Annotated in this window: 17 protein-coding genes; 7 read left to right on the plus strand and 10 right to left on the minus strand. The window is 63.9% G+C overall.

Annotated features, from left to right (window positions below; all coding sequences use genetic code 11):
• Positions 1-110: 110 nt before the first annotated feature.
• The 4 genes from EOA16_RS00480 to EOA16_RS00495 form a co-directional block, all read right to left on the minus strand.
• Positions 111-1154: a DUF937 domain-containing protein gene (locus tag EOA16_RS00480; RefSeq protein ID WP_127254769.1), complete on the minus strand. Its 1044-nt coding sequence runs from the start codon at positions 1152-1154 to the stop codon at positions 111-113.
• A 100-nt stretch (positions 1155-1254) separates the two neighbouring features.
• Positions 1255-2628 (minus strand): glutamate--cysteine ligase, encoded by a 1374-nt coding sequence (locus tag EOA16_RS00485; RefSeq protein ID WP_127254770.1) that lies wholly within the window; start codon positions 2626-2628, stop codon positions 1255-1257.
• Between the two features lie 245 nt (positions 2629-2873).
• The gene (locus EOA16_RS00490; RefSeq protein ID WP_127254771.1) at positions 2874-3608 is read right to left on the minus strand and encodes a 16S rRNA (uracil(1498)-N(3))-methyltransferase; all 735 of its coding nucleotides are present in this window, start codon (positions 3606-3608) and stop codon (positions 2874-2876) included.
• Between the two features lie 31 nt (positions 3609-3639).
• The gene (locus EOA16_RS00495) at positions 3640-4287 is read right to left on the minus strand and encodes a hypothetical protein (RefSeq protein ID WP_127254772.1); all 648 of its coding nucleotides are present in this window, start codon (positions 4285-4287) and stop codon (positions 3640-3642) included.
• A gap of 87 nt (positions 4288-4374) precedes the next feature.
• On the opposite strand from EOA16_RS00495, the gene EOA16_RS00500 reads away from it, so the two are divergent.
• Together EOA16_RS00500 and EOA16_RS33455 are read left to right on the plus strand one after the other, a co-directional pair.
• On the plus strand, positions 4375-5073 hold the full coding sequence (locus EOA16_RS00500; protein WP_127255297.1) for a type 1 glutamine amidotransferase: 699 nt from the start codon (positions 4375-4377) through the stop codon (positions 5071-5073).
• A 293-nt stretch (positions 5074-5366) separates the two neighbouring features.
• On the plus strand, positions 5367-5498 hold the full coding sequence (locus EOA16_RS33455; RefSeq protein ID WP_013893872.1) for a hypothetical protein: 132 nt from the start codon (positions 5367-5369) through the stop codon (positions 5496-5498).
• 38 nt (positions 5499-5536) lie between these two features.
• Here EOA16_RS33455 and EOA16_RS00510 read toward each other — a convergent pair whose 3' ends face one another.
• Genes EOA16_RS00510 through EOA16_RS00520 form a run of 3 tightly spaced genes read right to left on the minus strand, consistent with a single transcriptional unit; the run spans position 5537 to position 8306 of the window.
• A complete protein-coding gene (locus EOA16_RS00510) occupies positions 5537-6310 on the minus strand; it encodes a metallophosphoesterase (protein WP_127254773.1) in 774 nt (257 codons plus the stop codon).
• Between the two features lie 36 nt (positions 6311-6346).
• A complete protein-coding gene (locus EOA16_RS00515) occupies positions 6347-7483 on the minus strand; it encodes an alpha-hydroxy acid oxidase (RefSeq protein WP_127254774.1) in 1137 nt (378 codons plus the stop codon).
• Positions 7484-7502: 19 nt separating this feature from the next.
• Positions 7503-8306: an FCD domain-containing protein gene (locus tag EOA16_RS00520; RefSeq protein ID WP_127254776.1), complete on the minus strand. Its 804-nt coding sequence runs from the start codon at positions 8304-8306 to the stop codon at positions 7503-7505.
• A 203-nt stretch (positions 8307-8509) separates the two neighbouring features.
• Here EOA16_RS00520 and EOA16_RS00525 point away from each other — a divergent pair, with 203 nt between their 5' ends.
• The 4 genes from EOA16_RS00525 (at position 8510) to glcF (ending at position 14373) form a co-directional block, all read left to right on the plus strand.
• A complete protein-coding gene (locus EOA16_RS00525; protein WP_127254778.1) occupies positions 8510-9832 on the plus strand; it encodes a DUF3422 family protein in 1323 nt (440 codons plus the stop codon).
• Positions 9833-10108: 276 nt separating this feature from the next.
• Positions 10109-11605, plus strand: a complete 1497-nt coding sequence (locus EOA16_RS00530) for an FAD-linked oxidase C-terminal domain-containing protein (protein ID WP_127254779.1) — start codon at positions 10109-10111, stop codon at positions 11603-11605.
• A gap of 226 nt (positions 11606-11831) precedes the next feature.
• Positions 11832-13037 (plus strand): glycolate oxidase subunit GlcE, encoded by a 1206-nt coding sequence (glcE, locus tag EOA16_RS00540; RefSeq protein ID WP_127254781.1) that lies wholly within the window; start codon positions 11832-11834, stop codon positions 13035-13037.
• 10 nt (positions 13038-13047) lie between these two features.
• Positions 13048-14373 (plus strand): glycolate oxidase subunit GlcF, encoded by a 1326-nt coding sequence (glcF, locus tag EOA16_RS00545; RefSeq protein WP_127254782.1) that lies wholly within the window; start codon positions 13048-13050, stop codon positions 14371-14373.
• 15 nt (positions 14374-14388) lie between these two features.
• Here glcF and EOA16_RS00550 read toward each other — a convergent pair whose 3' ends face one another.
• Both EOA16_RS00550 and EOA16_RS00555 read right to left on the minus strand, forming a co-directional pair.
• A complete protein-coding gene (locus EOA16_RS00550; RefSeq protein ID WP_127254784.1) occupies positions 14389-15309 on the minus strand; it encodes a bifunctional 5,10-methylenetetrahydrofolate dehydrogenase/5,10-methenyltetrahydrofolate cyclohydrolase in 921 nt (306 codons plus the stop codon).
• Between the two features lie 271 nt (positions 15310-15580).
• Positions 15581-16318 (minus strand): L,D-transpeptidase, encoded by a 738-nt coding sequence (locus EOA16_RS00555; protein ID WP_127254785.1) that lies wholly within the window; start codon positions 16316-16318, stop codon positions 15581-15583.
• 214 nt (positions 16319-16532) lie between these two features.
• On the opposite strand from EOA16_RS00555, the gene EOA16_RS00560 reads away from it, so the two are divergent.
• Positions 16533-17171: a DNA-3-methyladenine glycosylase I gene (locus EOA16_RS00560; RefSeq protein WP_127254787.1), complete on the plus strand. Its 639-nt coding sequence runs from the start codon at positions 16533-16535 to the stop codon at positions 17169-17171.
• 2 nt (positions 17172-17173) lie between these two features.
• Here the strand turns inward: EOA16_RS00560 and EOA16_RS00565 are convergent, their stop codons facing one another.
• Positions 17174-17380 carry a hypothetical protein gene (locus tag EOA16_RS00565; RefSeq protein WP_245455806.1) on the minus strand — a complete coding sequence of 69 codons (207 nt, stop codon included), beginning with the start codon at positions 17378-17380 and terminating at the stop codon, positions 17174-17176.
• Between the last annotated feature and the right edge of the window lie 260 nt (positions 17381-17640).

Raw genomic sequence — 17640 nt, forward strand, 5'->3', positions numbered from 1 at the left:
AGTATGCAGGCTCCCACTCCCTGCCGGATCCCCCCGGCTCGCCTGCACTCTGCCCGGTCCTCCCAGGACCGGGCTTTTCTTTTCTTGGCCGGATGGCGCTTGTTGTCGGCCTATCGCCGGTCCATGTCCCGCTTGAACTGGTCGAAGATCGTCTCCACGCCCTTCTGGTAGTCGTCACGCTGCTGGGCGCCGGTCTCGAACATCTTGCCGAACAGGTCGTCGAACGGGTTTTTCGGCCTGCCGCTCGGATTGGCCTGTGGCTGCGGTGCCTGACGCTGCTGTGGGGGCGCTGGAGGCTGTTGCGGCGCCGGCTGTCCGCCAGGGAGGCCGCCTAAGCCACCGCCACCTTGCCGCAGCATCTCCTCGAAGATTTTCCCCAGCGGATTGTCTCCGTAGGGGCTTTGTGTCTGCTGAGGCTGCGGCTGCGCCCGCCCTTGCGGCTGCGGCGCGCCACCGCCGAACATGTCCTGCAGCACCTTGCCGAGTGGGTTGTCGCCGTAGGGATTGGGCGCCGGCTGCGGCTGGCTTTGCGGCTGTGGTTGAGCAGCGCCGCCGCCGAATATGTCCTGCAACACCTTGCCGAGCGGGTTGTTCATCGGGTTCTGGGGCTGCGGCGCCTGGCGCGGCTGCGGCGCCGGGGTCTGCATGCCGCCGCCTTGCCGCATCATCTGCTCGATGATCTCGCCGAGCGGGTTGTTGCCGCCGCCGCCAAAACCGCCGGCGGCCTGCATCTGATTTGTCGTCTGCTTGAACAGCCCGCCCATGACCATCGATGCGATCGCCGGCAGCATCTGCTGCAGGATCTGCTGATTGACGCCGCTGGCTTGCGCCGCCTGGCTGGCCACGGCGCGCGACAGATCCTTCGAGCCGAACAGGTGCCCGAGGATGCCGTTGCCCTCATCAACGCCTTGCGGCGAGAAGGCCCGGGTTGCGTCCTCGAAATACTTGGCGTGCTGACCGCTGGCCATCGCCGTCATGAAGGCGCCGAGCCCGTAAGGGTCGGCGGTGTTGCGCTGCAGCCCTTGCGAAAAGGCCGGCAGCAATGCGGCGACCGCGGCTTGCGTCTGCTGCATCGAAAGCCCGTATTGTTGGGCAAGGGCCTGCATGCCATTGCCGTTCTGGGCCTGTGTCAGCATGTCCAACAAGGTGGGCATCGGCGTCTCCTCCGGAAATCCTCGCCGAAGAAGCCTAGTTTGTTTCCACCTCCGATTGAAGCGACTTTTGCCGGCCGGTCAGCTTTGCCAAATCCGAGGGTTAATAGGCGTATTCCATGAAAACCGGCTCGATCGAACCGCCCCAGCGCGTGTGGTAGGCCGACAGCATCTCCTCGGCGCTGGTGGTGCCGCGCGCCACGACTTCGTCTAATGTGTTGAGGAAGGAGGTCTCGTCGTAGCCGTCGCGGTTCTTCTTGCCACGGTTCTTCAGGCCCATGCGGGAAATGACCATCACGTCACGCGCGATCTCGCGCAGCGTGGTGTTGCGGAACGGTGCGGAAATGCCTTGTTCCGGCACGGCGTTGCGCATCGCCAGCGTTTCTTCATAGGTCCAGCTCGAGGTCAGCGCCTCGGCGGCATCGAGTGCGGCCTCATCATAAAGCAATCCGACCCAGAAGGCCGGCAGCGCGCAGATGCGCCGCCATGGCCCGCCATCGGCGCCGCGCATCTCGAGGAAGCGCTTCAGCCGCACGTCCGGGAACAGCGTTGACAGATGGTTCGCCCAGTCGCCCATTGTCGGCAGCCCGTCCGGCACTTCATTGCGCGCGGCCCCGGCCATGAACTGGCGGAAGGTGATGTGCGTCATGTCGTGATAACGGCCATAGCGGATGACGAAATACATCGGCACGTCGAGCGCCCATTCGACATAATCGGCGAAGCCGAAATCGGGCGAGAAGCAGAATTCGAGCAGGCCCGAGCGCTGGTTGTCGGTGTCGCGCCAGATGTCGCCGCGCCAGCTCTGCAAGCCGTTCGGGTGGCTTTCGGTGAAAGGCGAATTGGCGAACAATGCCGTCGACAGCGGCTGCAGCTTCAACGACACCTGCATCTTGCGGCGCATGTCGGCCTCGCTCTCGAAGTCGAGGTTCACCTGGATCGTACAGGTGCGATACATCATGTCGAGGCCCTTGGTGCCGACCTTGGGCATGTAGCGCGTCATGATCTCGTAACGCGATTTCGGCATTTTCGGCGTCTCGGCCAGCGACCATTTCGGGCTGCCGCCGAGGCCGAGGAAACGGATGCCCATCGGCTCGGCGATCTCGCGCACCTGCGCCAGATGGGCGTTGCCCTCGCGGCAGGTCTGGTGGATCGTCTCCAGCGGGGCGCCGGAAAGCTCGAACTGGCCGCCGGGTTCCAGCGAAATCGCACCCTGGCCGGTCGGTTCGACCAGGCCGATGATGCGGCCGTCATCGACGATCGGATCCCAGCCGAGCTTTGACTGCATGCCTTCGAGAATGGCGCGGATGCCGCGCTCGCCGCCATAGGGGACCGGTGCATTGCCGTCGACATAGAAGGGGAATTTCTCGTGCTCGGTGCCGATGCGCCATTTGTCGCGCGGCTTGTTGCCTTCGGCCAGGTGCTCGACGAGTTCGTCGACACCTTCGATCGGGCGGAAATCGGTCGTATCGCGCGCCATCTATGAACCCTCTTCACATGACCCCGAAAATCGGCTTTCGACTTTCGCTGGGGATCATGCGCCCCAATGGAATGCTACAGTGTCCTTTGCACGTCCGAAAGGCGGCAGGCGCTGTAGGACGATCGGACGATCGCCGGCGCTAAATGGACGAAATGTCAGCAGACGATCAAGCGAAAAATCCTGAGCCACAGGTCAACAGGAATTGAACGTGGCAGCGCTGCCCATTCCTTGCAAGAGGCGAGGTCTTACCAGTCGCCGACTGTCGCCTGCATCACCGCGAGCGCGGCCACCGCCGCCGTATCGGCGCGCAGGATACGCGGGCCGAGCGGAATGGCGGTGACGAAGGGCAGTGCGCGCAGCATCTTGCGCTCGTCGTCCGAAAAACCGCCCTCCGGCCCGACCAGCAGCCCAAGCTTCTTTTCCTTCACCGCCTGCAGCGCGGCCAGCGGATTGTTGGTCGAAGCATCCTCGTCGCAGAAGATCAACCGCCGCTCTGTGTCCCAGCCGGTCAGCAGGCGGTCGAATTTTTCCGCTTCGCGCACCTCCGGCACCGCCAGGATGCCGCATTGTTCGGCGGCTTCGGTGACATTGGCGCGCAGGCGATCGATCGACGGCTTGGCCACTTGCGTGTGCTGGGTGATGACCGGCTGCAGGATGCCGGCGCCCATCTCGACCGCCTTCTGCACGAGATAATCGAGCCGGCCCTGCTTCAGTGGCGCAAAGCAGTAGACGAGATCGGGCAGCGGTGGCTGTGGCCGTTGCAGCGCCGACACCTTCAGCCGCACCGCCCTTTTTGTCTTCGCCGCAATGGCCGCCGACCACTCGCCGTCGCGGCCATTGAAAACCAGGATTCCGGCGCCTTCGCCAAGCCGCAGCACATGCAGGAGATAGTGGCTCTGCTGTTGGCCGGCGTCGAACTCGACATCCGGCGCGAGATCGTCGGGCACGAACAGACGTTGCATCTTGTAATTGGCGCGCATCGCCGAGGAATGAGCGAGCCTGCCGCCGGCGTCAAGCCTCGGCGGTCGGATGCCACACCGGCCGAAAGCCATGCCGCAGCACGGCAAGCGTTGTGGCCGGCGTCAGCAGCGACAGCGTCTTGCCATTGGGCATGCCGAAATCGTTGGGTTGCTCATATCCGGCAAACGACCAGCGCAGCGTCTTGCCCCGACGCAGGGCATAGACGGTGCCACCATCCGCAACCATGGCGCCGTCCGGCAGTCCGGCAAGGTCTTCAAGAGCAACCCCTGGCGGCCTGCCGCCCGACGCCAGCCGCTCCTTATGCAGCCGCTTGTCGACCTGCGGCGCGCGCGGTTCGGCAATGTCGAAAGCTTCGCCGAAGCAACTGACGAAATCCTTGGCCCGTTCGCGCTGGCAAAAGAAGCAGGGGCGATGCCCGGCCGCCAGTGCCGTCACCTCATCGAGGAAGAACAGTTCGGTCCAGCCCGCTTTACCGCCCGTCCGGTTGCGGCCCATCGGTTCGCGCCGCACATCGCGGAATTGGCAGGCGCAGATGATCCAGGCCCGAAGCGCCCAGCGCTTTTTCAGCAGTGTCTTCGTCTCGGGATCGTGGATAATGCCGCGATTGCCGGTGAACAGCCCGCGCTCGGGCACGGCGCGGATGGTACCGAACGGATCGACCCGGTTTTGCAGTGGCATAGCTTTCTCTCCGAGCGCGCATCTTGGCTGCAATGCTGACGACATGGTATCGCTCGTCGCATCATTTTCATGTCAGCAGGGTTTTTCATGCGGGTGCTGGTGGTCCAGAACTACGACAATACCGGCCTTGGCCAGGTCGGCGCAGCACTTGCGGAAGCGGGTGCCGATCTCGACCTGCGCCTCCCTTACAAAGGCGATCCCCTGCCGGACGACGCGACCGGGCATGATGCCATGATCGTTCTCGGCGGCGGCCAAAACGCGCTGGCCGACGATGAATACCCCTATTTCCCGGCACTGCTCGAACTGACCCGCGATTTCGCCGGCAAGGATCGCGCCGTGCTCGGCATCTGCCTGGGCAGCCAGCTCGTCGCCCGCGCCTTCGGCGGCGAGAACCGCATTGGCGGCGCCAATGAGTTCGGCTGGCACGGCGTGTCGCTGACGGCGGACGCCAAGGCCGATCCGGTGCTGGGCGCGCTGCCGGAGAAATTCCCGATCTTCCAGTGGCATGACGACACCTTCGTGCTGCCTGAGGCCGCCGTGCGGCTTGCCGGCAACGATGTCGCCGAGAACCAGGCATTTCGCGTCGGCCGCGCCGTCTACGGTTTCCAGTTTCACTTCGAGGCCGACCGGCCGATGGTCAAGGATTGGAGCACATCCTTTGCCCCGACCATCGCCGCTCGCCATCCCGACTGGGCCGGCAGGCTCGATGGCGAAATGGCCCGCAACGGGCCCGATGCGGATGCCGCTGGCCTCGCCATTGCCCGTGCCTGGGTAGCGACCATCTGAGCGTTGGTCTCTCCGTACCCTCCAGCGTGACATAATTGGCACGCGGCGGTGAAACCGCCTGGGAAAACGTCTTTCATTCTTGGCTTGTGTCCGCCCGCCATCCTAGAAGGCGCGCGCTCTGCATCTTCCATGCAACAGCTATGAACCTTTTGTGTGACCCGCGCGACACACCGTTGATACAGAACATGCCTAGAAGCGCAAAATCGTCGAAACTTTGAAGCGAATTCTCCGTTTCAACGCATTGGTAACCGGCTGGTGCACAGATGCAGAAAGCTCAACAAGAGATGACCTCCGTGAAAGCAGCGCTTCTGTCCTTTGCCATGTTGTCCGCCATCGTGCTGTGCGGTCTCGGCATCTATGCCGCCGACGCAGCCAACAACCACAACGCCGTCGACGGTTACGGCGTCACCGCCTCGCTGCGCTAAAGCGGGAAGCGTCTTTCGCGTCCTCCGACGCGCGACGCTCAAGCTTCCTTGATCGTCATTGTCAGGATGCGTTTGTCCGCGTCGTCGACGACGAGCGCGCTCAGCATGCCTGATTGCCAGGCAAGCGTGTCGACATTGACGCGGTTGGCCATCACTTCCGCCTCGGGCACCGGCGTGTGGCCGTGCACCACGATCTTCGGATAGAGGTCGGGGTGGTTGTGGAAGACGTCGCGGATCCAGATCAGGTCCTGCGGGTTTTGCTTCTCCAGGGGAGTACCCGGCCTGATGCCGGCATGGCAGAAGAAGAAGTCCCCGAAAGTCACGGAGAACGGCAGCGATCGCAGGAAGTCGATGTGGCTTTGCGGCACGGCCTCGACCAGGGCCTGATGTCCTTTGCGCACGGCCGCTTCGGCCTTGCCGAACCACGCGCTTGTGCCTTCACTGATCGCCACGCCGTAAGACTGTGCCGTCTGGATGCCGCCGAACCGGATGAAAAGCCCTTCCGGGTCAGGGGTCTTGAGAAAATCGAGAAAGCCGATGTCGTGGTTGCCGGCCAGCATCAGGTGACGAGGGTCGCGCTCTTGCGCTTCGATCAGGAAATCGATGACGCCCTTTGAGTCCGGCCCGCGGTCGACATAGTCGCCAAGATGGATGACGCGCCAGTCGGCAGGCGCCTCCTGCTCGATCTCGGCCCCGATGCGCCGATGCATGGCGGCCAGCAGGTCGAGCCGGCCGTGGACGTCGCCGATCGCGTAAAGACGCACACCTTCCGGCCCATGCGCATCGAGAAAATGGACGCCGGGTTCTGCCAATTTTTCGGTGCCTCCCTGGTCAGGCGGTTACGGGACTTAGCGCCGGAGCTGGTCCTTGCCCATGTCGGTGACAAGACGCTTTCCGCACAGCGCCAGCGTGATGTCCATCTCCTTGCGGATGATTTCCAACGCCTTGGTAACCCCTTCCTTGCCAAGCGCACCCAGGCCGTAAAGAAATGGCCGGCCGATATAGGTTCCCTTGGCACCGAGGCAAAGCGCCTTCAGCACATCCTGGCCGGAGCGGATGCCGCCATCCATATGCACTTCGATCGTGTCGCCGACCGCGTCGGCAATCTCTTCCAGCACACCGATCGACGACGACGCACCATCGAGCTGGCGCCCGCCATGGTTGGAAACGATGATCGCGTCGGCGCCGGTCTTGGCCGCCATCAGCGCGTCCTCCTTGTCGAGAATGCCCTTCAGGATCAGCTTGCCGCCCCAGCGCTCCTTTATCCAGGCGACGTCCTTCCACGACAGATGCGGGTCGAACTGCTCCGTCGTCCACGATGCCAGCGAGGCCATGTTGCCTACACCCTTGGCGTGGCCGACAATGTTGCGGAAGGTCCGCCGCTTCGTGCCGGCCATGGCGGCGCACCAGTGCGGGCGGATGGCCATGTCGACGATGTTCGTCAGCGTCAGCTTGGGCGGCGCCGAAAGCCCGTTGCGGATGTCCTTGTGGCGCTGACCGAGAATCTGCAGGTCGAGCGTCAGCACGAGCGCCGAGCATTTCGCGGCCTTTGCCCGGTCGATCAGGTTGAGCACGAAATCCTTGTCACGCAGCACATAGAGCTGAAACCAGAACGGCTTCGTGGTTACCGAGGCGACATCCTCGATCGAGCAGATGCTCATCGTCGACAAGGTAAACGGCACGCCGAATTCCTCCGCCGCCTGCGCCGCCAGCATCTCGCCATTGGCGTGCTGCATGCCGGTCATGCCGGTTGGCGCCAATGCCACCGGCATCGACACTTTTTCACCTATCATCGTCGATGCCAGCGAACGGTTGTCCATGTCGACGAGGACGCGCTGGCGGAACTTGATCTTCTGGAAATCCTCCTCGTTGGCCCGATACGTGCCTTCGGTCCACGAACCGGAATCGGCATAGTCGAAGAACATCTTCGGCACGCGCCGGCGTGCGAGGTCCTTGAGGTCGGCGATGGTCAGGATCTGGCTCATGGGCTTCCCGTTTCGATAGCTAGGAGCGTTTGCGTGCAGGTTCTGTATCGGTGGCGTCGACGCGCTGTTTCAACCTCAGCCGCGAGACGCGCTGCCAGTCGCCGCTGCGCTCGGCCTCCGCCATCGACCGTTCGACATAGGTGATATGGTCCATCGCCGCTTGGCGGGCGGTGGCCGGGTCGCCGGCCTTCACCGCCGCATGGATCGCCCGGTGCTGCGCGAGCAGGGCGTCGCGCGCGCCGGGCACGGTGAACACCAGGAGCCGGTTCTGGAACACGCCCTCCGACAACAGCCGATAACAGGAGCGCAGCGTGTGCAAAAGGATGATGTTGTGCGCGCATTCGCAAATCGCGTGGTGGAACTCGACATCGATCTCGGCTTCGTCGTCGAAGTCGCCGGTCCGGTGCGCATCGTCCATGCGGGCCATGATCTTGTCGAGCAGCGCCATGTCTTCCGGAGTGGCGCGCCGTGCCGCGTATTCTGCCGCGACCCCTTCGATCTCGCGGCGGTATTCCAGATAATCGGTCACTGCCTTGCGGTGCATCGAGATCAGGTCCGTCACCGGTTTGGTGAAGAGCTGGCCGATGACATCGGCGACATGCGTGCCGCCGCCGGGCCTTGTCGTCAGAAGGCCGCGTCCTTCCAGTGCCTTCAGGGCATCACGCAGGATCGGCCGGGATACGTCGAACTGGCGTGCAAGCTCGCGCTCGCCCGGCAGCCGGTCGCCGGTGCGCAGCACGCCTTCGAGGATGAGGCTCTCGATTTGCTGCACCACCTCGTCGGCGGTGCGCGAATGCTCGATCCTGGAAAAAATGTCGCTCAACAGAATGCCTGGAAGGTGAACCGGTGTCGCAGAATAGAGCCTGCCTCGCCAACTGGTCAAATTATTTATCCAATTGACAAAAGCGGGCCGATTTTCCGCCCGATGCCGTCATCTTCGGCTAACTTTGCCGTTTGCGTCTTTCGGCCATTGGCACTAGAGGGACGCGAGTGCAAGAGGGTTCAAGGAAACCCGGGGAACAAGCCGTGTCAGACGACCCGTCCGATCTCGAATTCCAGCCGCGCGCCAAGGGCAGCGTCATGGGCTTTCCCGCGCATGAGGGCCGGCCCGGCGCACTCGGCGAGGTTCATGCCCGGCCGCATCCGCTGATCGAAAAGCCACGCGTCCTGATGCAGCTCGCCTTCATGACGGAGGGTGGCTCCGGCGTCGACCATGCGGTGCTTTCCGAACTGTCGCGGCGCCTCGGCATCGCCGCGCCCGACCGCCAGGCCCGCCACCATGCCATGAAATGGGGCAAGGGCTCGCTGCGCTGGGAGCGGCACACCGAATTCTCGACCTATTTGTGGGAAGGGCCGCTTTCCGAAAGCGGCAGGACGCAGGAGGACTCACCTTTCGGCAACGGGTTTTCCCCGCCGGGAACCTGTATCTCCGGCATCAGGCTCGAGATCCGCAAATGGACGCAAGCGAGCGAGCAACTGATAGCCGGTTTCGATCCGACCAGCCTGTGCTACTCGCTGGTCGAGCGCGGAAACGCCGCCATCGTCACCGATTTTCGCCAGGATGGCGATGGCCTGACGCGCATGCTGGTGCTTGATCGCGGCTTGACCCCGGCGCGCACCGGCGCGTTGTCGCAGCGGCTTATCGACATCGAAACCTATCGGACGCTGGCCATGCTCGGCCTGCCGCTGGCGTTGACCTTGTCCGGCCGCGCCCGCCGCATCGAGGACCGGCTGGCGCAGACCACGCTGGAGATGAAGGGCGCCGAGACACGCGACAGCCAGACCTTGCTGGCCGATCTGACCGAACTTGCGGCGGAGCTGGAGGCTGACGCGGCGTCGAGCCTTTACCGTTTCGGCGCCAGCCGCGCCTATGACGGCATCGTCGGCGAACGGCTGGAGGCGCTCGAGGAAGAGCCTGTGCCCGGCTATGATACATGGCGCGGGTTCCTGCAGCGCCGTGTGGCACCCGCAATGCGCACCTGCCGCTCGGTCGAGGAGCGGCAGGAAAATCTATCGCGAAAACTGACCCGCGCCACGACGCTGCTGCGCACCTGGGTCGATGTCGAGGTCGAGAAGCAGAACCGCGACCTGCTTGCCTCGATGAACAACCGCGCCCGCCTGCAACTGCGCCTGCAGCAGACCGTCGAGGGGCTCTCGGTCGCCGCCGTCTCCTATTATGTGGTCGGCCTTGTCGGCTATGTCGCCAAGGGTGCCTCGATCTTCGGCCATGCCTTCGCGCCGGAGATCATTACCGCTGCTTCGGTGCCTGTCGCCATCCTGCTGGTCTGGTGGGGCGTACGCCGCGTGCGCCGGATGCACTCCGAACCCGGCAAGCCGCCCGGCGAATAGATCTGCTCACCGTCCCCCTTGTGGGGAGTGTCAGCTCATGATCGCCGCGAAGCGAAGATCGTGAGCCGGGGTGGGGGTACTCGTAGAGCGCTGCGCTGCCCCCCCGCTCACTTCGTTCGCGACCCTCCCCACAAGGGGGAGGGTAAGGCAGCGGCAGATTGCCGCTGCGGAAGCCTGTCTCGTCCGTGCGGCTGGATTTCCCACCAAGGCAGCATTTGCACCCAACGCACTTCACTGGTAAAAGATTTTGACCAGTCAAGCGAAATGAGGCTGCTGATGTCCGGCTTGGCCATGCCGAAACCAGACGACGCCACGATGCGCCGGCGCGACGAGATCGTCGCCGACATGCGCATCATCGTGCCGGGTGAGGGCGTCGTCGACGCCGCCAATTCCATGCGCGCCTTCGAGAGCGACGGCCTGACCGCCTATCGGCAGCTGCCGCTGGTTGTCGTGCTGCCGCAAACGGTGGCGCAGGTTTCGCGCGTGCTGAAATACTGCAACGACCGCAACATCCGCGTCGTGCCGCGCGGCTCCGGCACCTCGCTGTCGGGCGGCGCGCTGCCGCTCGAGGACGCGGTGCTTTTGGTGATGAGCCGCTTCAACCGTATCCTCGGGATCGATTTTCCCAATCGCATCGTCGTTGCCCAGCCGGGCGTCACCAATCTCGGCATCACCACCGCCGTCGAGCAGGAGGGCTTTTACTATGCCCCCGATCCATCCTCCCAGATCGCCTGCTCGATCGGCGGCAATGTCGCGGAGAATTCCGGCGGCGTGCACTGCCTGAAATACGGCCTCACAGCCAACAATGTGCTCGGCATCGAGATGGTGCTGATGAATGGCGAGGTGGTGCGGCTGGGCGGCAGTCACCTCGATGCGGAAGGCTACGACCTGCTCGGCGTCATGACCGGCTCCGAAGGGCTGCTCGGCGTCGTCACCGAGGTCACCGTGCGCATCCTGAAGAAGCCGGAGACGGCACGTGCGCTGCTGATCGGCTTCCCGACCAGCGAGCAGGGCGGCCAGTGCGTCGCCGACATCATCGGCGCCGGCATCATCCCGGGCGGCATGGAGATGATGGACCGGCCGGCGATCCACGCGGCGGAAGATTTCGTCCATGCCGGCTATCCCCTCGATGTCGAGGCGCTGCTGATCGTCGAGCTCGACGGCCCCGGCGTCGAAGTCGATCATCTGATCGGTCTGGTGGAGGCGATCGCCTACAAGAACGGCTCGACCACCTGCCGCATTTCGCAGTCCGAACAGGAACGGCTGAGCTTCTGGGCCGGCCGCAAGGCGGCGTTTCCGGCCGTCGGCCGCATCTCGCCCGATTACTACTGCATGGACGGCACCATCCCGCGCAAGGAGCTGCCGCGCGTGCTCGCCGGCATGCGCGAGCTGTCGGAAAAATACGGTCTCGGCGTCGCCAATGTCTTTCATGCCGGCGACGGCAATCTGCATCCGCTGATCCTCTACGATGCCAACGTACCGGGCGAACTCGACAAGGCCGAAAGCTTCGGCGCCGACATATTGCGGCTCTGCGTCAAGGTCGGCGGCGTCTTGACCGGCGAACACGGTGTGGGCGTGGAAAAACGCGACCTGATGCCGGAAATGTTCACCCAGATCGATCTCGACCAGCAGATGCGGGTCAAATGCGCCTTCGATCCCAATCATCTGCTCAACCCGGGAAAAGTGTTCCCGCAGCTGCGGCGATGCGCCGAACTCGGCCGCATGCACATTTCCGGCGGCAAGCTGCCGTTTCCGGACATTCCGAGGTTTTGAGGGACATGTCGGCGCTTGAACACCCCCCTCTGTCCTGCCGGACATCTCCCCCGCAAGGGGGGAGATTGGCTGGCCGCAATGTTGGTGCTTTTCCTTCAACCAGTGGAATTGGCGAAAGCCGCGATGACAAGTTGATCTCCCCCCTTGCGGGGGAGATGTCCGGCAGGACAGAGGGGGGTGCGAAGGATCGCGACATCTCGGTACTCGCGACTGGCGCGTTCTCCTCATGACCACTTTCACGCCAACCACTTCAGCCGAAGTCCTGTCCAGCGTCGCCTGGGCCGTTGCCGAAGGCTCGCCGCTGGAAATCCTCGGCCATGGGTCCAAGCGTGGCATCGGCCGCCCGCTGCAGACCCAACACACGCTCGACCTGTCGAAGCTTTCAGGCGTCACGCTCTACGAACCGGCCGAACTGGTGCTGTCGGCCAAGGCAGGCACACCGCTGGCCGAAATCGAAAAGCTGCTGGCGGAAAACGGCCAGCAGCTCGCCTTCGAGCCGATGGACTACGGCCCGCTGCTCGGCGGCGAACCGGGCAAAGGCACGATCGGCGGTGTTCTCGCCGCGAACCTCTCCGGTCCGCGCCGGCTCAAGGCAGGGGCCGCGCGCGATCATGTCCTGGGCATCAATGTGGTGTCCGGTCGTGGCGAGGCCTTCAAGTCGGGCGGCCGCGTGGTCAAGAACGTCACCGGCTATGACATGTCCAAGCTGATGGCCAACAGCTGGGGCACGCTGGCCGTATTCACCGACGTCACCTTCAAGGTGCTGCCGGCCGCCGAGACCGAAGTCACGCTCGCAATCCGTGGCCTGCTCGACGATGCCGCCGCCGCAGCCATGGCCCTGGCGCTTGGCTCGAGTGCAGAAGTGTCGAGTGCCGCCCACCTGCCGGAGCGGATCGCCGCGCGCGTCGCCAGCGGCAGTCTCGGCAGTGAGGCCGCCACGCTGCTGCGTGTCGAAGGCTTCGGCCCGTCCGTCGCCTACCGCATCGCCGCGCTGAAAACGCTGCTGGGCAATGCCGGGCCGCTGCAGGAGATTGCCGGCGAGGCTTCATCGCTGATCTGGCGCGATGTGCGCGATTGCAGGCCCTTCGCCGACAACAGCGAGAAACCGGTCTGGCGTGTCTCGATGACGCCGGGACAGTGCCACCAGATGGTCCTGACGCTGCGCATGCAAGCCGCCGTCAGCGCCTTCTACGACTGGCAGGGCGGACTGGTGTGGTTGCGTATGGAAGAGGGCGACCCGGAAGCCGCCCTGCTGCGCGGCCTGTTGAGGAAACATGGCGGCGGCCATGCGACGCTGGTGCGCGCCGCACCCTCGCATCGCGCCGCTGTGCCGGTGTTCGAGCCGCAGCCGCCCGCACTTGCCGCATTAGCGGCGCGCCTGAAACAGGAATTCGACCCGAAGCACATCCTCAATCCCGGCCGCATGGCCTAGGACATTAGCGATGCAGACCAATTTTTCGCTTGCCCAGCTTGCCGATCCGCATGTCGCGGAATCGGAAAAGATCCTGCGCAAATGCGTGCATTGCGGCTTCTGCACCGCGACATGCCCGACCTATGTGACACTCGGCAACGAGCTCGATTCACCGCGCGGGCGCATCTACCTGATCAAGGACATGCTGGAGAACGGCCGTCCCGCCGACAAGGAGATCGTCACCCATATCGATCGCTGCCTGTCGTGCCTTGCCTGCATGACCACCTGCCCGTCGGGCGTCAACTACATGCATCTGGTCGACCATGCCCGCGCCCATATCCAGGAAACCTACAAGAGGCCGCTGCTCGACCGCCTGACCCGCGCCCTGCTGGCCTTCGTGCTGCCCTATCCCGCACGTTTTCGCGCGGCACTCAGGCTGGCGAAGCTGGGCAAACCGTTTATTGGCCTGTTCGAAAAGGTCCCGGCGCTGAAACCGCTTGGCGCCATGCTCAAGCTCGCGCCGGCGTCGATCCCGGCAGCTTCGCCGATGGCCTCGCCAGGTATCCATGCCGGGCAAGGGACCAAAAGAGGTCGCATCGCCATCCTCACCGGCTGCGCGCAGTCCGTGCTTGATCCCGCCATCAACGAGGCGACGATTTCGCTGCTGAAGCGGCTCGGCGTCGAGGTCGTGGTGCCGCCGGGCGAGGGCTGCTGCGGCGCGCTGGTCCACCATATGGGCCGTGAGGCAGCCGCGCTTGCCTCGGCAAGGCAGAATGTCGACGCCTGGACGCGCGCGATCGACCAGGGCGGGCTCGATGCCATCGTCATCACCGCCTCCGGCTGCGGCACGACGATCAAGGATTACGGTTTCATGCTGCGGCTCGATCCGGCCTATGCCGACAAGGCCGCGCGCGTATCGGCGCTGGCCAAGGACATCACCGAATATCTCTCGACCTTCGATCTGCCTGAACCGGTGCGCAAGCCGGGCACTGTCGTCGCCTATCACTCGGCCTGCTCGATGCAGCACGGCCAGAAAATCACTCGCCAGCCAAAGGAGCTGCTGGCCAAGGCCGGGTTCAGCGTGCGCGAGCCGCGTGAGGGACATCTCTGCTGCGGCTCCGCCGGCACCTACAACATCCTGCAGCCCGAGATTTCGGCAAAGCTGCGCGATCGCAAGGTGAAAAACATCGAGGCGACGGGGGCTTCGATCGTTGCCACCGGCAACATCGGCTGCATCACGCAGATCGCTTCCGCGGCGAAAATGCCGGTGGTGCACACGATAAAACTGCTCAATTGGGCGTATGGCGGGCCGAAGCCGGAAGGTGTTCTGGAAGAGAGCCCGATCGCCGCGGAATAGGGCGCCCGTCCGTAGCTACTCCGCCGCAAGCCTGTCGGCCGTGCCGTAGGTCGCCTCATAAAGCGCACGCTGGCGGCTGAGCGCCACCATCGTGTTGCGCAGCAGTATGGCGACCGTGATCGGGCCGACGCCGCCCGGCACCGGGGTGATCCAGGAGGCGACCTCGCGCACGCTTTCGGTGTCGACGTCGCCGACGATGCGGCTTGAGCCGCCAGGCCCGATTTCGGAATTGATGCCGATGTCGATGACGGCAGCGCCCGGCTTGACCATGTCGGCCTTGATCAGCCTGGGCTTGCCGACGGCGACAAACAGCGCGTCGGCACGCCTTGCATGGGCGGCAACCGATCGCGTCATGTGGTGGCAGACCGTCACCGTCGCGCCTTCGCTCATCAGCAGGAAGGCGATCGGCTTGCCGACGATTTCCGAATGGCCGACGATGACGACTTCCAGTCCCTTGAGGTCGAGCCCGGTTTCCTTGAGCAGCTCGACCGAGGCGGCCGCCGTACAAGGCGCGAGATCGAGCTGGTTGTAGACGATGTTGCCGATCGAGGCCGGATGCATCCCTTCGACATCCTTCAGCGGATGCACCGCCGCCTGCAGTGTCCTGATCGGGATATGCACTGGGACCGGCCGCTGGATGATGATCCCGGTGACGCGCGGATCGGCATTCAGGCCGTGGATCGAAGCTTCCAGCTCGCCTGCCGTGATGGTGGCGGGAAAGCGCCGCTCTTCGAAATCGATGCCGGCGAGCTCAGCCTTGGCGCGCTGGTTGCGCACATAAACATCCACCGCATCGGTGTCGCCGACGGTGATCGAGATCAGCTTGGGCGGAAAACCCTCGGCTTTGGCGATCGCTGCGTCCTCGCGAACGGCGGCGATGATGCGCTGGGCGACCGGGCCGCCCTTGAGATAACGGCTGTCTTCGGACAGGGGCATGGGTGAACTCTTTTGTGGAACTTGCCACCGAGATAGCAAAAGAATGCGGCAAGGGGCAGCATGAAAGCGAACCGCTATGCCCCTGGCGCGACGTTCAGGCGACGTCTTGCCTCGCTATCAGCCCGATTTCTGCTCAAAAACGGAAAGGGCAGCGCGGTTTCCCGTGCTGCCCTTCCTGACCGGCCGCATCCCCATACGGCCCGTCCCCCGTTGTCCCTAAACCGGCTCGAAAAGCGGACTGCTTTGCAGGCCAAGTGATTCGCAAGACCTACTATATCACCTCGACCGTGGTTCCGACATTGACCCGTTCATAGAGGTCGACGACGTCCTCGTTGCGCATGCGGATGCAGCCCGATGACACCGCGCCGCCGATCGTCCACGGCTGATTGGTGCCGTGGATGCGGTACTCGGTCGTGCCGAGATAGAGCGCGCGGGCACCAAGCGGGTTCTCCATGCCGCCGGCGAGATAGGTCGGCAGATAGCGGCCCTTGGCGGCTTCGCGCTTGATCATCTGCGCCGGCGGGCGCCAGTCCGGCCACTCGCGCTTGTTGGTGATCTTGTGCGTACCCGACCATTCGAAGCCTGGCTTGCCGGTGCCGACGCCATAGCGCCTTGCCTTGCCGTTCTTCTCGACCAGGAAGAGGAAATTCTGCGTGGTGTCGATGACGATCGTGCCCGGCTTCTGGCCTCCGTCATAGTCGACTTCCTGCGGCAGGTAGATCGGATTGATCTGAGGACGCGCGACCATGCGCTTGGCCGGCGGCTGCACCGCCGCCGTCTGCACCCGGTCGGGCTGCGCCGGGCGCAGGCGCCGCTGCTGCACCGCCACCTGGCGGTTCTGGCGTACGACGCCGGGCGCACGGCCAAGCTGCAGCACCCAGGGTGCGGAAAGGTCGGGGCTCACCATCACCGGCGGCCTGTCGGCATAGCGGTCGCCGGCGGTGGAGGGCGTGACGCCGGCGGCAAACACAGCCACGGCGCCGAGCACGGGAAACAACACTGTCTTCATCGCAACGCACCTTGATCGTCTGCTACAAAACGGGTGGAAACGTCCTCCCGGTTCGGCGATCATTGGCGCGCAAGCAGCAACCGAAACATGAATCGGAATGCGTAAAATGCAGAACTGTCGGTAAACCTTTTGGTGTGGTTACCGCGGGGTTCAGGAATCTGGTAAAGCCGCAGTAAATGCCGCGCAAAAGCGCGTTAACGAACGGATTTTGGTTATGGACAAGGAAAACACCGGCCTGCTCGCCGGTCCCGACGGTGTCGCACGCTGCTTCTGGCACGGCAATCTGCCCGACTATCTGCACTACCACGATCATGAATGGGGCCGGCCTGTGGCCGACGACCGCAGGCTGTTCGAAAAGATCTGCCTGGAAGGCTTTCAGTCGGGCCTGTCGTGGCTGACCATTTTGCGCAAGCGGGAGAATTTTCGCGAAGCCTTTGCCAATTTCGAATTCGACAAGGTCGCCGCCTTCACCGACAAGGATGTCGAGCGACTGCTCGGCAATGCCGGCATCATACGCCATCGCGGCAAGATCGTCTCGACCATCAACAACGCCAAGCGGGCCCGCGAAATGGCCGACGAATTCGGCTCACTGGCCGCCTGGTTCTGGAAGTTCGAACCCGGTAAGGACGAGCGGCCGCAAATCGTCGACCTCGCCCATCTGCGCGCCAACCCGACAACGGCCGTCTCGATGCGGATTTCGAAGGAGCTGAAGAAGCGCGGCTGGAGCTTTGTCGGCCCGACCACGGTCTACGCCTTCATGCAGGCCATGGGCCTGGTCAACGATCACCTCGAAGGCTGCGTCTGCCGCAAAAAGGTCGAGAAGCAGCGGAAGGCTTTTAGGCGGCCGAAATAGGCTCAGGTGCCGTTGGCGCTGGCCAGCACCAGGCCGGCGACGATCGCCACCACCGTGGCCACGGTCGGATAGATCACCAGCAGGCCGGTCATCAACGCGTCGCGCATGGATGGACCCTTGCCGGTGTCGGCGGGTACTTCGAACGGGCCGGCAGACTGGCTGACCATTTTCGGAGCGTGAATGTCGGCCGGGCGCAAGCGTGCGGGCATTTCGCCGGCTTCGACATCAATAGCGTGAAATCTTGCTGTGCCGACCATGGCCCCGAGCCCTCATTTGCCGGCCTTATCGGCTGCGATTGTGTCGGCACGATGCCGCACTGGTGGCGGGATTGTTTCATTTTCGATGCGGTTTTGTTTCAAGGATTTCGGTTTCGCCTTCTCCCATCAGGTGAGGCCTGAGGGCTGACCCTTGCCGCATCCAGCCTCTTCGTTTAGGACACCCGCGTTGCGAAAAACGCAACATTGCGGAC

The organism is Mesorhizobium sp. M7A.F.Ca.US.008.03.1.1 (assembly GCF_003997495.1).
GTDB lineage: Bacteria > Pseudomonadota > Alphaproteobacteria > Rhizobiales > Rhizobiaceae > Mesorhizobium.

Excerpts from the sequence above, each read along its gene's own strand:
- EOA16_RS00480 (WP_127254769.1), bottom strand. The coding sequence starts at position 1,154 with ATGCCCACCTTGTTGGACATGCTGACACAGGCCCAGAACGGCAATGGC.
- EOA16_RS00485 (WP_127254770.1), bottom strand. The coding sequence starts at position 2,628 with ATGGCGCGCGATACGACCGATTTCCGCCCGATCGAAGGTGTCGACGAA.
- EOA16_RS00490 (WP_127254771.1), bottom strand. The coding sequence starts at position 3,608 with ATGCGCGCCAATTACAAGATGCAACGTCTGTTCGTGCCCGACGATCTC.
- EOA16_RS00495 (WP_127254772.1), bottom strand. The coding sequence starts at position 4,287 with ATGCCACTGCAAAACCGGGTCGATCCGTTCGGTACCATCCGCGCCGTG.
- EOA16_RS00500 (WP_127255297.1), top strand. The coding sequence starts at position 4,375 with ATGCGGGTGCTGGTGGTCCAGAACTACGACAATACCGGCCTTGGCCAG.
- EOA16_RS00515 (WP_127254774.1), bottom strand. The coding sequence starts at position 7,483 with ATGAGCCAGATCCTGACCATCGCCGACCTCAAGGACCTCGCACGCCGG.
- EOA16_RS00530 (WP_127254779.1), top strand. The coding sequence starts at position 10,109 with ATGTCCGGCTTGGCCATGCCGAAACCAGACGACGCCACGATGCGCCGG.
- glcE (WP_127254781.1), top strand. The coding sequence starts at position 11,832 with ATGACCACTTTCACGCCAACCACTTCAGCCGAAGTCCTGTCCAGCGTC.
- glcF (WP_127254782.1), top strand. The coding sequence starts at position 13,048 with ATGCAGACCAATTTTTCGCTTGCCCAGCTTGCCGATCCGCATGTCGCG.
- EOA16_RS00550 (WP_127254784.1), bottom strand. The coding sequence starts at position 15,309 with ATGCCCCTGTCCGAAGACAGCCGTTATCTCAAGGGCGGCCCGGTCGCC.
- EOA16_RS00555 (WP_127254785.1), bottom strand. The coding sequence starts at position 16,318 with ATGAAGACAGTGTTGTTTCCCGTGCTCGGCGCCGTGGCTGTGTTTGCC.
- EOA16_RS00560 (WP_127254787.1), top strand. The coding sequence starts at position 16,533 with ATGGACAAGGAAAACACCGGCCTGCTCGCCGGTCCCGACGGTGTCGCA.
- EOA16_RS00565 (WP_245455806.1), bottom strand. The coding sequence starts at position 17,380 with ATGCCCGCACGCTTGCGCCCGGCCGACATTCACGCTCCGAAAATGGTC.